Origin of the sequence: Kitasatospora sp. NPDC017646 (genome assembly GCF_044329365.1) — a bacterium.
Taxonomy (GTDB): Bacteria; Actinomycetota; Actinomycetes; order Streptomycetales; family Streptomycetaceae; genus Kitasatospora.
In genome coordinates this window covers 414900-426974 of sequence record NZ_JBIRJC010000005.1, presented here as the reverse complement: position 1 = coordinate 426974, position 12075 = coordinate 414900, and the positions used below count along the sequence as shown (strand labels likewise).

The window sequence follows — 12075 nt, the reverse complement described above, 5'->3', positions numbered from 1 at the left end:
CTCAGACATGAGACTCGCTCGCTCTCGGAATCGCACGGCCGCGAGAGCGCCAGCGGGACATTCTACGGTCCCTCCTCGCAACGGCGCCTCCGACCGGCTGAGCGCGCTCGCCCTGGGCTGACCCGACCGAGCCCCCCGGTGCTCGAACCCGTCGTCGCGCTGCACCGCTCCCAGCTCACCGAGCTGCTGGACACCACGGGCGCCACCGCGGCGTAGTCCGCGGCGCGGGTACCGCCCGTCGGACGCCACACGTCCCGGCCACCGTGGACGCGGGGGAGGTCGCTGGACGATCCGGATCAACCCGCACCAGATCCGGCCCGACGTCGAGAAGACCGTGACGGAGCGGGCCGGGCAGCCGCCTCACGACACCGGCGTGGCAGGGGCGGGGGTCGAGGAGGCACCCGTACGGTGGCCCGGTGAAGCACTTCTTCCCCTGGCTCCACAAGCCCGGTCGCGGGGGCCACGGCGAGCGGACCGACTGTGCGGGCGCCGTCTACGGCTCGCTCCTCGCAGCCTCGGTGATCGCCTCCGCGAGCAGCGTCGGGAAGTTCCCCCGGGTCGAGGTCACGGTCCTCCTCCTCGTCACCGGGCTGGTGTTCTGGGCCGCCCACGTGTACTCGATCCTCGCCGGGGAACGGACGGCCGGCAGGCCCGCGGACCGGGCGGAGGTGCGCCGGGTCGGCCGGAAGGAGTGGGGAATCGTCGAAGCGGCCGTACTCCCCGCCGCCGCCGTGGCCGTCAGCCCGCTGCTCGGGCTCGGACTGACCGCCACCGCCTGGCTCGCCCTGGCCACGGCCGTGGCACAGCAGGTCGCCTGGGCTTACCTCGGCGCTCTGCGCGCCCTCGCATCACGTCGGCAGGCGGCCGCGGAGGCCGTGGTTCACCTCCTGCTGGGCCTGGTCATCGTGGCCCTCAAAGCCACGATCGGCCACTGACGCCTCCCGGTCCGGCCACCGGGAGCCGGTGTCGGCGGAAGGGTCGTCGGGGCGGGCGCCGGGCGGAAGCCGCACCGCTCTACCGGTGCCTGCGACGTCGCCGGCGGTACCAGAGGAGCGTGGCCGTGGTGGACCCGAGGACCACGGCCAGGACCAGCGCCGCTCCTCGGCTTCCGGCGATCCTCAGGTCCACGAGCGGCACCAGCAGCAGGAGGCCCAGGGTGAACAGGACGGACAGCAGGGCACGGAGCAGCGCCGCCACGACGCCCGGGTCGGTGCGCGCCGGTTCGATGCCGGACGGCTCGGCGCTGTCGAGGTACCGTCTGCCGGCACGCCGTGCGATGCGGATGGTCGAGGACCGGTAGCTGGCGCCCAGATACGGCAGCCACACCAGGGGCGCCGCCATCCCCACGCACAGGACCGCGCCGAGCAGGGCCCACCGGCCGGCCCTTTCGAGCCGCGACGGCCGCCGTTCGCCCTCCTGCAGCGGGGAGACCAGACCCAGCAGATGAGCCATGCGCCGGCAGACCGCCCAGACCGCGGCGGGCCCGTGGCGGGCGCGGTCGTCCGCCACGGCCGGTAGCGCGTTCATCGCCTCCCGCGCGGCACCGGTGTCGGCGTACGCGGTCTGGAGGACGAGGAGTTCGGCCCCGCGCTCCGGTTCGGTCGGGTCGAGCCCGGCCAGCACGGCCAGTTCCAGCACGAGTTGGGCCTGCACCAGTAGTGCCGCACAGAACGCGACCGGGATCAGCAGCATGGAGGGACCGCCGACGAACGCGCCCTCGGTGGTGGTTATCCGGATTCCCCGCGACGTCAGGAGGATCCGCTGCTGCTCGCGGTCCAGGTCCGGCCGCTGGGCACGCAGCCGGGCGACGGCGGTCGCCGCCCGGGGGCCCATGTTGCGGACGGCGAACGCGGCCAGCAACTCGGGAAGGTGACGCGGGTCGGCGAGCATACCGCGCAGCAGGGACCGCGCCAGTGCGGGCGGCACCCGGTCGAGTTCCTCGCCCGGCAGGTCCGGGCTCCGGTGCTCGCTCACCGGGGCGGTGTTCCGTTCGCCCGTTCCCCGCCCCGCTCGCCCCGCTCCCGGGAGCGGTACGCGCTCACCGTGGTGGGAAGCGCGGGGAGGATCCGGTCGGCGCCGACGGGCTCGCTCGGCCCGTACGCGTCGAGGTCGTCGCGCAGGTCCACACCAGCAGGCACGGGTCTCCTTCCGTCGCGCCTCCCGCAGCCTGGCCGCGCTGACCGACGGTGAGGAACTGCTGGTCGACCTCGGCACGGTGAGCGGCCACCCGTTCGTCAACACCGTCTCCTTCGGGGTGTACGCGCAGATCGTGCAGAGCCCGGAGTACCGCGATGCCAAGACGGGCACGGCGTTGGGGGCGCTGCCCGATCTGCTGCTCGGCTACTCCGGCGAGGAACTCGACGCGCTGGCGCGGGCTCCTCGCCCTGGCCCTGGGGCGCCCGGCGCCGACCGGTGAGGGGACCGGGCCGATGGACGGGGCCCGCACGCGCTGAGCGGGCCCCGGGCGGAGACCGACCGCCCGGGGCCGTGGTGGGGAGTCCGGGCCGACCCAGGGTCTCTAGACCGCGTGCTCCGGCCGGTGCGTCCCCGCCGTCAGCGCCCAGATGACGAACACGTCGATGGCGATCAGGACGACGGCCCAGAAGGGGTAGTAGGGCAGCCACAGGAAGTTCGCGATCATGTTCAGGCCCGCGACGACCACACCGAGGATCCTGGCCCACAGCGCGCCACGGAAGAGCACGCAGCCCGCCGCCACGATCACGAGGCCGAGCACGATGTGCACCCAGCCCCACCCGGTGGTGTCGAACTTGAAGACGTAGCTGCCCGCGATGATGAAGCGCTCGTCGTTGACGACCGCAGCGATCCCCTCCAGGACCGCCATCGTCCCGCCGAAGATCATCAGACAGGCGGCGAAGACGGTCCAACCCGTCGCGAAGGGCTCCCGGTTCACTTCCGTGGTACCGGCCGGTGCTCCGCTGATGTTGCTGGCCATGCTCGGACTCCTTCGGAGAAGGTCGTCGCTCGTTCCCGTGCGACCCGGTCGGAGGCCTCCGTCCACCAACTTCCCACGACCGCGGTACGGCTGCGACTCCACCGTTCCCCGGACCGTCCGGCGCCCGGGGCGAGGCCGCCCTCGCCGGGAACGCGGGTGCGTGGCAGCCTGGAGGAGGAGATCCCTGGGCAGGTCACCTCGTGCGGGTGACGCGGTCGCTTCGGAAGGAGTCCACGCCATGTCCGGTGGTGTCACGGAGAACGGCCGCAGGACCCTGACCGTGGAGCGGGCCTACGCCGGCGGGTGGACCACGCTGGCCGCGGTCATGCTGCTCTTCGGCGGCATCATGTCGGTCCTGCAGGGGATCGCCGCGATCGTGAACGACGACCTGGTGGTGGTCACCCGGAGCTACACGTACACGTGGAGCACCACGGGCTGGGGGTGGATCCACCTGGCCCTCGGGGTGCTCCTCGTCCTGGCCGGAACGGCGCTGTTCGGTGGCGCCGTCTGGGCGCGAGCCGTCGGCGTGGTCGTCGCCGGGCTGGGCATGATCGCCAACTTCGCCTGGCTGCCCCACTACCCGCTCTGGGCGATCGTCCTCATCACGATCGACGCCTTCGTCATCTGGGCGTTGTGCGTCGGCACGACCAGGACTTTCGAGGGCTGAGCGCGCAGGAGCGGGCGCCCCCCCCCCGCGGCGGGGGCCCCCCCCCCCCCCCACCCCCCCCCCCCGGGGGGTACACACCCGCCCCGGACACCAGCCCCCCCGCCGCCAAACCCCCCACACCACAGCCCCCGCTCTCTGTGGGGGGGGGGTGGGCCCGCCCCCCCCCCGGGCTGGGGCGGGGGCGCGGGCCCCCCCCCCCCCCCCCCCCGGGGGCCCCCCCCCCCGCTCCTCCCCGCAAACGGCTCAGCGCGGGTCGATCAGCTCCGGCGCGTACACCGTGCCCAGCGGCTCCGGCCCCACGTACTGCTGGCAGTTGCACTGCCCGGGCTCGTAGCGCACCGGGCGGCGTTCGGCGTCCCAGGCCGTGGGCGTCTCGACCACTTCGTGGCAGCGGCCCTGCTTGTCGTGCTTGGCCAGGTGGTGGGTGCAGCCGCAGACCGGCTCGGGCGGCCGGTTGGCCGCCTCCAGCGCCAGGCGCTGCTGGTGCTGGGCGTCGAGCAGTTCGAGCTTGCGCTCGTGCCGGTCCTTCACGTCCCGGCGCACCCGGTTGGCGATCGATCCGCCTCCGTAGAGGACGGCGGGCACCAGCCACCACAGGTTCCACAACGAGTCCACCGACGTCCCCCCACCCATGCCGAATCACTGGTGCAGATCATACGACTGACCAGCGCAGACGGTTGACCGGGACGCCCGACCCCCGGTCCCTCGGCGGATGACCCGGCGCCTCAGCGGATGATCGGCAGCACCGGCTCCGCACTGCGCCCCGCCGCCGCCTCGATGAAGGCCACCGGGTCCGTCGCCTCGGCCAGCAGCGCCCGGGTGAAGTGCAGCGCCCCCTCGGCGGGCGCCGGTCCGCCGACCGCCGCGATCAGGTCGAGCAGGTGGACGGTGGCCTCCATCAGCGCCACCTCGCCGAGCGCCCCCACCGTCACCTTCCCGAGCAGCTGGTGGGCCACCACGGTGTCGGGCGAGAGGTCCGCGATCCCTGTCAGGGCGGCGGGGCCCTCGGTGCCGAACCGGGCGATCAGCACGGCTGGTTCGGTCACCTTGGCGGCCTCCTTGGCCATCTCGGCGATCTGCCCGGCGGCGGTGTGGGCGAGACCGCCCGGCTGGTTGAACGTCCGCAGGACGTCCGCCCCGCCGGTCAGCCCGGCCGGGCCCTCGACCACGGCCTCGCGCAGCCCGGCGAACTGCTCCGGCGCCGGGGCCACGTGCGCGTAGAGGTCCCGGACGGTCCACTCGGACAGCCGGGTGGGCCGGTCCCAGTCCTCGGCACTCAGGGCCGCTCCGCGCTCCGCCCAGGACGCCCAGGCCTCGGTCAACAGCTCGCCCACGCGGTAGTTCTGACTGCCCATCGGTTCCTCCTCGAACCCGTGTCCACCGGAGTGCCCCACGCTACCCGCCCTCACCGGCAGAACGCTTGCACCCCCCCTGGTCCGGCCGCCACCACCGGGCCCATGACCGACACCGCCCCCGTCCGCTACCCGGGACCACCGCCGCCCGCCCGCCCGCCCGCCGACTACCATCCGTGATCCACCAGGGGGCTTGGAGGCCTGTTTTCCACCTATTCATACCTTGTATCCTGGTTCTGTATCCGCTGCGTAACCTGCACCCATTGCGTCACCTGCCCCACCTGCCCGACTTCGGGCACGGCACGGTGCGGCCGACGGTGTCGGCACCGACTCGGAGGAGTACGGCCATGGTCGAGCGGGACGGCCCCGAGAAGCGGGGGCGCCTGAGCCGCCCGCTGGTGCTCGACGCCGCCGTGGCACTGGTGGACCGCGAGGGGCTCGGCGCGCTGACCATGCGCAGGCTGGCCGCGGAGCTCGGAGTCGAGTCGATGGCGCTGTACCGCTACACCCCCGGCAAGGAAGCCCTGCTGGACGGCCTGACCGAGGCCTACTTCACCGAGACCAACGCCCGGCTGCGCACCAGCGCCGGCGGCCCGCACGAGCCCGGGTGGCGGATGGAGCTGCGCCGGATCGCCCAGGCCTTCGCCGCCGTGGCGCACGCCCACCCCGAGATCCTGCCGCTGGTCGCGACCCGCCCGTTGGCCATCCCGGTGTCCCGACGCCCGGCCCCGGCGCTCGAACTCACCGAGCACATCCTCTCGGTGCTCGGGCGGGCCGGTTTCGACGACGCCACCGCGCTGACGATCTACCGCACCTTCGTCGCCTGGAGCCTCGGCTGCCTGCTGGTGGACAAGCGCCAGGTGGTCGACAACCCCGAGGAACCGGACCCGTCACTGCGGCTGGGCCTGCACCTGCTGTCCGCCACCGACTATCCGCGGTTGCGTGCGCTGGTCCCCCGCTTCACCGACTTCGACGACCGGGCCGAGATGCTGGCCGGCCTGGACAGCCTGCTGAACGGGATGCCGGAGCCGCCCCTTGACGCCTTCTACGGCGACGGCGGATCCTGAGGATACGAGGTACACGTCGGACATATCCGTACTCGTCACCAGAGGTCGTCATGTCCGCCGTACATTCCACCCCACCCACCCGCCCCGACATCCTCAAGCTCCGTGTCACCGCCAGGGACGCGGAGATCCTGGGCGCCCTGCTGCGCGAGACCCGCCCCGACACCGGCGGGCGCGAGCAGCGGGAGCCGGACGGTCGCGTCGGCATCGACGTCTACGCCCCCGAAGACCGGGTGGCGGCCCTCGAACGCGAGGGCGTCACGGTCACCCGGATCGGGAACGCCAGCGAGGCCGGGCGGGCCGCCCAGGCCGAGGTCGGCACCGGCGACCGGTTCGCCGCCGCCGACGCCGTTCCGCGCGGCCTCGCCGCCAAGCTCACCCGCTGAGCCCGGAGGCCCGTCATGTCGTACCTGAACATCACCGAGGTCGAGTCCGCGGTGACCAGCCTGGCCGCCGCGTACCCCGGTACCACCCAGCTCATCACCCTGCCCGAGCCCTCGATCGAGGGCCGCACCGCCCACGCCCTGCAGATCGGCGCACCCGCCCCGTCCCCCAAGCACTGCGTGATGCTGATCGGCGGTGTGCACGCCCGCGAGTGGGGCAGCTGCGAGATCCTGGTCCACTTCGCCGCCGACCTGCTGGAGGCCTACCAGTCCGGTACCGGCCTCGGCTACGGCGCCACCACCGTCACCGCGCGACAGGTGCACGACCTGCTCACCCGGCTGGACCTCGTGGTCTTCCCACTGGTCAACCCGGACGGCCGGCTGCACAGCCAGACCGTCGACCCGATGTGGCGCAAGAACCGCAACCCGGCCAACTCCGGCGGCAGTTCGAACCCCGACTGCATCGGCGTCGACATCAACCGCAACTACGACTTCCTCTTCGACTTCACCAAGGCGTTCGCGCCGACCGCCACACCCCAGGTTTCGACCGATCCGTGCGACCAGCAGGTCTACGAGGGCCCGAGCGCCTTCTCCGAGCCCGAGACCCGCAACGTCCGCTGGCTGCTGGACCGGTTCCCGGAGACCAGGTGGTTCGTCGACGTGCACAGCTACTCCGAGGACATGCTCTACAACTGGGGGGACGACGAGAACCAGTCCGACGACCCGTCGATGAACTTCCGCAACCCCCGGTACGACGGCAAGCGCGGGCTCCCGGACGACACCGCGTACGCCGAGTACATCCCCAAGGACGACGCCGACCGAGCCCTCGAACTGGCCACCGCCTTCTGCCAGGGCGCCCACGGCGTGCACGGGAGGGCCTACAAGCCGCTGACCGGGTTCCACCTCTACCCGACCAGCGGAACCAGCGACGACTACGTGTTCTCCCGCCACTTCGTCGACTCCGGCCGGGGCAAGGTGCTCGGCTTCACCGTCGAGTGGGGCAAGAAGTTCCACCCGCTGTGGGAGGAGATGGAGGAGGTCGTCCTCGACGTGGACGCCGGGCTCGTCCGGTTCTGCCTGGCCACCGCCGGGTCCCCTCAGCCATAGTGCCCGACAGCGGAGCGCCCGCCACGACCGGTCGTGGCGGGCGCCCTGACGACTGCGCCCAGGCGGCCCAGTGGAAGAAGAACGGGTCGAGGGGCGGCAGCACCCGGGAGACGCCGTCGTCGAGGGCGACCAGTTGGGGCGACCAGTTGGGGCGACCAGTTGGTGGTGGCGAAGTCGGCGTGGCGCTGGTAGCCCACGCCGACCGGGAAGTCGGCGTTGTCCGGAGTGCCCGGCGCTGTACGCCTACGAGGCACACGTACTTCGTATACGAGTCTGCCCGCATCCCCGGAGCCGGTCAAGGGTGTGGCGCGAGGGCCGGACGTCAGACCCGGGCGCCGAGCATTCTCAGCACCAAATCGCCGTAGCGGCGGCCGAGTTCCTCCGGCGTCCCGGAGGAGCGCTCGGTGTACCAGCGGGAGACGTCGATGCCCAGCGAGGTGACCGCGCGGGCCGCGGTGCGCACCTCCGCGACCTCGAACTCCCCGGCCTCCACGCCCGCCCCGATCAGCGCGCTGACCTCGCGCTCGATGTCCAGGCGCAACGCCGCGACGACGGCGTACGCGTCCTCGGGCAGCGCGTGCAGCTCGTAGTTGACCACTCGGCCGACGGTCCGGGCCCGGGCGTGCCAGGCGGTGAACTGCTCGACCAGCCGCCGCATCCGTTCCGCCGGGCCGCCGTCCCCGCCCGCCGCCTCCCGCACCAGCGCCAGCGTGGCGGTGTGCCCGGCCTGGCTGATCTCGGCGAGCAGCGCGGCCTTGGACTGGTAGTGGATGTACAGCGCGGCGGGGCTCATCCCGGCGGCGGTGGCGATGTCCCGGGTGGTGGTGGCGTGGAAGCCGCGCTCCGCGAACGACTCGACGGCCGCCTGGAGCAGCCGGTACGCCGCCTCGGGGCGGGTGTCGGCGCCGGGCAGGGTGGGCCAGAGGTCGGCGATCGGCGTGCTGGTCATGGCGCCATCCTCCCAGAGGATTCGTACGGGCTTTCCCGTCGGCCGTCCGCTGCGGTCCGGCGGACTGTTGACAGGCTGCCGCACCGACACCATGCTGAGCAAGCGCTTAGTCACCGCCGTGAACCCTGGTGACTCCGAACCTGAGCGACTCCAAGTCCAGCGCTTCCGAACTAGACCCTCGCCGGAAAGGCAGGACCCTCCGTGGTGCACTCCTTCAAGGGCCGGGTGGCCGTCGTGACCGGATCCAGCCGCGGCATCGGCCTCGGCATCGCGCGCGAACTGGTCGAGCGCGGCGCCAAGGTCTGCCTCACGGCCCGCAACCCCGAGCCGCTCGCCGAGGCCGTCCGCGACCTCGGCGGCCCGGAGAACGCGATCGCCGTCGCGGGCAAGGCCGACGACCCGGCCCACCAGGAGGAGGCCGTCGCCCGCACCCTGGAGGCCTTCGGCCGGCTCGACCACCTGGTCAACAACACCGGCATCAACCCGGTGTACGGGCCGGTCCTGGAGACCGACGAGGCCGCCGCCGCCAAGATCATGGCCGTCAACGTGCTCGGCCCGCTCGCCTGGACCCGCCGGGCGCACGCCGCCTGGATGGGCGGGCACGGCGGCTCGGTCGTCAACGTCGCCTCGATCGCCGGCATCCGCTCCTCGCTCGGCATCGGCATGTACGGCATCAGCAAGGCCGCGCTGATCCGGCTCACCACCGAACTCGGCGCCGAGCTCGGCCCGCAGGGCATCCGGGTCAACGCCGTCGCCCCCGCCGTGGTGAAGACCAAGTTCGCCGAGGCGCTGTACGAGGGCCGCGAGGAGAAGGTCGCCAAGGCCTACCCGCTGGGCCGCCTCGGCATACCCGAGGACATCGCGGGCGCGGTCGCGTTCCTGCTCTCCCCGGACGCCGGCTGGATCACCGGCCAGACCCTCGTGGTGGACGGCGGAGTCACCCTCGGCGGTGGCATGTGACCGCGTTCGAGGGCCAGGGCGTGGTGGTGACCGGGGCGGGCCGGGGCATCGGCGCCGCGCTGGCCCGGGCCTTCGCCGCGGCCGGCGCCCGGGTGGTGGTCAACGACCTGGACGCCGAGGCCGCCCACGCCGTCGCCGAGGACTGCGGCGGCACCGCGTTGCCCGGGGACGCCGCCTCCGCCACCGGCCTGGCCGCCCTGGTCGGCCGGGCCCGCGCGGAGCTCGGCGAGATCGACGTCTGGTGCGCCAACGCGGGTGTCGCCCCGGTCGGCGGCGCCGACGCACCCGCCACGGCCTGGGCCAGCGCTTGGGAGGTCAACGTGCTGGCCCACGTCCGCGCCGCCGAACTGCTGCTCCCCCGCTGGCTGGACCGCGGCCAGGGCCGCTTCCTGGCCACCGTGTCCGCCGCCGGGCTGCTCACCATGCTCGGCTCGGCCCCGTACGCCGTCAGCAAGCACGGCGCGCTCGCCTTCGCCGAGTGGCTCTCCGCCACCTACCGGCACCGGGGCGTCAAGGTGCACGCGCTCTGCCCCCAGGGCGTGCGCACCGACATGCTGGCTTCCACCGGCCCGGTCGGCGAGGCACTGCTCGCACCGACCGCCCTGGAGCCGGAGGATGTCGCCCGGGCGGCGCTGGACGGGCTGCGCGAGGAGCGCTTCCTGATCCTGCCGCACCCCGGGACCGCCGAGTACTACCGCATCCGGGCCACCGACCCGGACCGCTGGATCGCCGGGATGAACCGGCTCCAGCAGGGACTGGAGAGGAGCGAGGCGCTGTGAGGGCCTGGCAGGTGGGTGAGCTCGGCGAGCCGGCCGCGGTGATGCGGCTGGCCGACGGCGTGGCACGGCCGGTGCCCGGCCCGGGGCAGCTGCTGGTCCGGGTCCGGGCGGCGGCGGTGAACTTCCCGGACGCGCTAATGGTGCGCGGGCAGTACCAGGTCCGTCCGCCGCTGCCGTTCACCCCCGGTGTGGAGCTGTGCGGCGAGGTCGCGGACGGCGCCCGGCGGGGCGAGCGGCTGATCGGCAACCCGGTGCTGCCGCACGGCGCCTTCGCCGAGTACGCGCTGCTGGACGCCGCAGCCGCCTTCCCGGCGCCCGAGTCGCTGGACGACGCCGAGGCGGCGGCCCTGCACATCGGCTATCAGACCGCCTGGTTCGCCCTGCACCGCCGGGCCCGGCTGCGGGCCGGCGAGACCCTGCTGGTGCACGCGGCGGCCGGCGGGGTCGGCAGCGCGGCCGTCCAGCTCGGCCGGGCCGCCGGGGCCCGGGTGGTCGCCGTGGTCGGCGGCCCGGCCAAGGCGGAGGCGGCCCGCGCGCTCGGCGCCGACCTGGTGGTCGACCGGACGGCCGGGGACTTCGTCTCCGCCGTCAAGGAGTTCACCGGCGGGCGCGGCGCGGACGTGGTCTTCGACCCGGTCGGCGGCGAGGCCTACACCGGCTCCACCAAGTGCGTGGCCTTCGAGGGCCGGATCGTGGTCGTGGGCTTCGCCGCCGGGCAGATCCCGGCGCCGGCGCTCAACCACGCCCTGGTGAAGAACTACGCGATCCTCGGCCTGCACTGGGGCCTCTACAACACCCACGACCCGCGCGCCGTCCGGGCCGCCCACGACGAGCTGACCAAGCTCGCCGAACAGGGCGTGGTCCGGCCCCTGGTCAGCGCCCGGGTGCCGCTGGCCGAGGCCGCGGAGGCCGTCCAGCTGGTCGCCGACGGGCGCAGCACGGGCCGGATCGCGGTGCTAGGGCCTGCCTGAGGCCAGCTCGGCGATGACCTCCAGGGCCGGGCGCGGCGGGCGGCCGAGCAGGGCCGCCAGGTCGCCCGGCCCGCCCGGCCCGGCCAGGAAGCCGTGGGCGATCGCCGAGCAGGTGCCCACCACCATCGGCACCTGGAAGTCGAACGCGTCCGAGGCCGCCAACGCCGCCCGGGCCTCGGTGAGCCGGCCCGGGCGGTACTCGGCGCCCAGCACCCCGGCCACCTCCCCGCCGCCCACCGCCCGCTCCCCCACCAGCTCGTACGTCCGGCCCGCATGCCCGGCGGGCGCCAGGGCGACGTTCACCGCCACCTCGGCGAGGTCGGCCCGGGCCACCGCCGCCAGCCGCCCGGCGCCCAGCGGCGCGGTGATCACCCCGTCCGGGCCGGGGGCGGCGATCCCGGCCAGCAGCTCCGCGTAGAGGCCGTTGCGCAGCACCGTCCAGCGCAGGGTGCCGGACTCGCGCAGCCGCCGCTCGGTCCAGCGGTGCGCCAGCGCGTAGGGCAGGTGGTCGCCGTCGCCGGACAGGCTGGTGTAGACGACGTGCTCGACGCCCGCCTTCTCGGCTGCCTCGATCGCCGCACCGTGCCGGGCGGTCACCACGTCGTCCTCGGCCGCGCCCGCCGAGATCAGCAGCAGCGTCCGGACGCCCTCGAAGGCCTCCGCCAGGGTCTCCGGCCGGTCGAAGTCCACGAGCCGGACGGGCAGTTCGGTCCGGACCCGCTCGGGCGTCCGGCTCCCGGCGACGACGTCCGTGCGGCCGGCGAGGCGCGCCAGGACGAGGGCGCCGAGACCTCCGTTGACACCGGTGACGAGCAGCATGCTTCTCCTTCGGTCGGCTGGTCGTTGAGGACGTGACCATCCTCGGTAGCCTGGGCGTCCGGCGTAAGGAG

General features: G+C 73.8%; 15 protein-coding genes and 1 pseudogene. 9 read left to right on the top strand and 7 right to left on the bottom strand.

The features are described from left to right. Window positions 1–416 precede the first annotated feature (416 nt). Window positions 417–935, top strand: a complete 519-nt coding sequence (locus ACH4J0_RS12085; protein ID WP_396238909.1) for a hypothetical protein — start codon at window positions 417–419, stop codon at window positions 933–935. 79 nt (window positions 936–1014) lie between these two features. On the opposite strand, the gene ACH4J0_RS12080 is transcribed toward ACH4J0_RS12085, so the two are convergent. Together ACH4J0_RS12080 and ACH4J0_RS12075 are read right to left on the bottom strand one after the other, a co-directional pair. Continuing rightward, the gene (locus ACH4J0_RS12080) at window positions 1015–1974 is read right to left on the bottom strand and encodes a hypothetical protein (RefSeq protein ID WP_396238907.1); all 960 of its coding nucleotides are present in this window, start codon (window positions 1972–1974) and stop codon (window positions 1015–1017) included. Then, the gene (locus ACH4J0_RS12075; RefSeq protein ID WP_396238971.1) at window positions 1971–2138 is read right to left on the bottom strand and encodes a hypothetical protein; all 168 of its coding nucleotides are present in this window, start codon (window positions 2136–2138) and stop codon (window positions 1971–1973) included. Before ACH4J0_RS12075 ends, ACH4J0_RS12080 begins: the two co-directional genes overlap by 4 nt. A gap of 20 nt (window positions 2139–2158) precedes the next feature. Here ACH4J0_RS12075 and ACH4J0_RS12070 point away from each other — a divergent pair. Continuing rightward, a pseudogene (locus ACH4J0_RS12070) lies at window positions 2159–2371 on the top strand (diacylglycerol kinase); the annotation flags it as partial. A gap of 147 nt (window positions 2372–2518) precedes the next feature. Here the strand turns inward: ACH4J0_RS12070 and ACH4J0_RS12065 are convergent. Continuing rightward, window positions 2519–2953 carry a hypothetical protein gene (locus ACH4J0_RS12065; protein ID WP_396238905.1) on the bottom strand — a complete coding sequence of 145 codons (435 nt, stop codon included), beginning with the start codon at window positions 2951–2953 and terminating at the stop codon, window positions 2519–2521. Between the two features lie 238 nt (window positions 2954–3191). Here ACH4J0_RS12065 and ACH4J0_RS12060 point away from each other — a divergent pair, with 238 nt between their 5' ends. After that, on the top strand, window positions 3192–3620 hold the full coding sequence (locus tag ACH4J0_RS12060; RefSeq protein WP_396238903.1) for a hypothetical protein: 429 nt from the start codon (window positions 3192–3194) through the stop codon (window positions 3618–3620). Window positions 3621–3863: 243 nt separating this feature from the next. Here ACH4J0_RS12060 and ACH4J0_RS12055 read toward each other — a convergent pair whose 3' ends face one another. Together ACH4J0_RS12055 and ACH4J0_RS12050 are read right to left on the bottom strand one after the other, a co-directional pair. Next, complete coding sequence (locus ACH4J0_RS12055; protein ID WP_396238900.1) at window positions 3864–4253, bottom strand: hypothetical protein; 390 nt, start codon at window positions 4251–4253, stop codon at window positions 3864–3866. Between the two features lie 92 nt (window positions 4254–4345). After that, window positions 4346–4975, bottom strand: a complete 630-nt coding sequence (locus ACH4J0_RS12050; protein WP_396238899.1) for a maleylpyruvate isomerase N-terminal domain-containing protein — start codon at window positions 4973–4975, stop codon at window positions 4346–4348. 344 nt (window positions 4976–5319) lie between these two features. Between ACH4J0_RS12050 and ACH4J0_RS12045 the strand changes: the two genes are divergently transcribed. Genes ACH4J0_RS12045 through ACH4J0_RS12035 form a run of 3 tightly spaced genes read left to right on the top strand, consistent with a single transcriptional unit; the run spans window position 5320 to window position 7526 of the window. Beyond that, the gene (locus ACH4J0_RS12045) at window positions 5320–6039 is read left to right on the top strand and encodes a TetR/AcrR family transcriptional regulator (protein ID WP_396238897.1); all 720 of its coding nucleotides are present in this window, start codon (window positions 5320–5322) and stop codon (window positions 6037–6039) included. A gap of 50 nt (window positions 6040–6089) precedes the next feature. Beyond that, the gene (locus tag ACH4J0_RS12040; RefSeq protein WP_396238895.1) at window positions 6090–6422 is read left to right on the top strand and encodes a hypothetical protein; all 333 of its coding nucleotides are present in this window, start codon (window positions 6090–6092) and stop codon (window positions 6420–6422) included. A gap of 15 nt (window positions 6423–6437) precedes the next feature. Beyond that, complete coding sequence (locus ACH4J0_RS12035) at window positions 6438–7526, top strand: M14 family metallopeptidase (protein ID WP_396238893.1); 1089 nt, start codon at window positions 6438–6440, stop codon at window positions 7524–7526. Window positions 7527–7848: 322 nt separating this feature from the next. On the opposite strand, the gene ACH4J0_RS12030 is transcribed toward ACH4J0_RS12035, so the two are convergent. Next, entirely contained in the window at window positions 7849–8475 is a 627-nt protein-coding gene (locus ACH4J0_RS12030) for a TetR/AcrR family transcriptional regulator (protein WP_396238891.1), read from the bottom strand. Between the two features lie 201 nt (window positions 8476–8676). Between ACH4J0_RS12030 and ACH4J0_RS12025 the strand changes: the two genes are divergently transcribed. The 3 genes from ACH4J0_RS12025 to ACH4J0_RS12015 are packed head-to-tail and all read left to right on the top strand — an operon-like array spanning window position 8677 to window position 11185. Continuing rightward, window positions 8677–9435, top strand: coding sequence for an SDR family oxidoreductase (locus tag ACH4J0_RS12025; RefSeq protein WP_396238889.1), 759 nt, complete (start codon window positions 8677–8679; stop codon window positions 9433–9435). Beyond that, entirely contained in the window at window positions 9432–10214 is a 783-nt protein-coding gene (locus tag ACH4J0_RS12020; protein ID WP_396238887.1) for an SDR family NAD(P)-dependent oxidoreductase, read from the top strand. Before ACH4J0_RS12025 ends, ACH4J0_RS12020 begins: the two co-directional genes overlap by 4 nt. Then, a complete protein-coding gene (locus tag ACH4J0_RS12015) occupies window positions 10211–11185 on the top strand; it encodes an NADPH:quinone oxidoreductase family protein (protein WP_396238885.1) in 975 nt (324 codons plus the stop codon). Before ACH4J0_RS12020 ends, ACH4J0_RS12015 begins: the two co-directional genes overlap by 4 nt. Here ACH4J0_RS12015 and ACH4J0_RS12010 read toward each other — a convergent pair. Beyond that, the gene (locus ACH4J0_RS12010) at window positions 11171–12004 is read right to left on the bottom strand and encodes an NAD(P)H-binding protein (protein WP_396238883.1); all 834 of its coding nucleotides are present in this window, start codon (window positions 12002–12004) and stop codon (window positions 11171–11173) included. The genes ACH4J0_RS12015 and ACH4J0_RS12010 overlap by 15 nt on opposite strands. Window positions 12005–12075 lie beyond the last annotated feature (71 nt).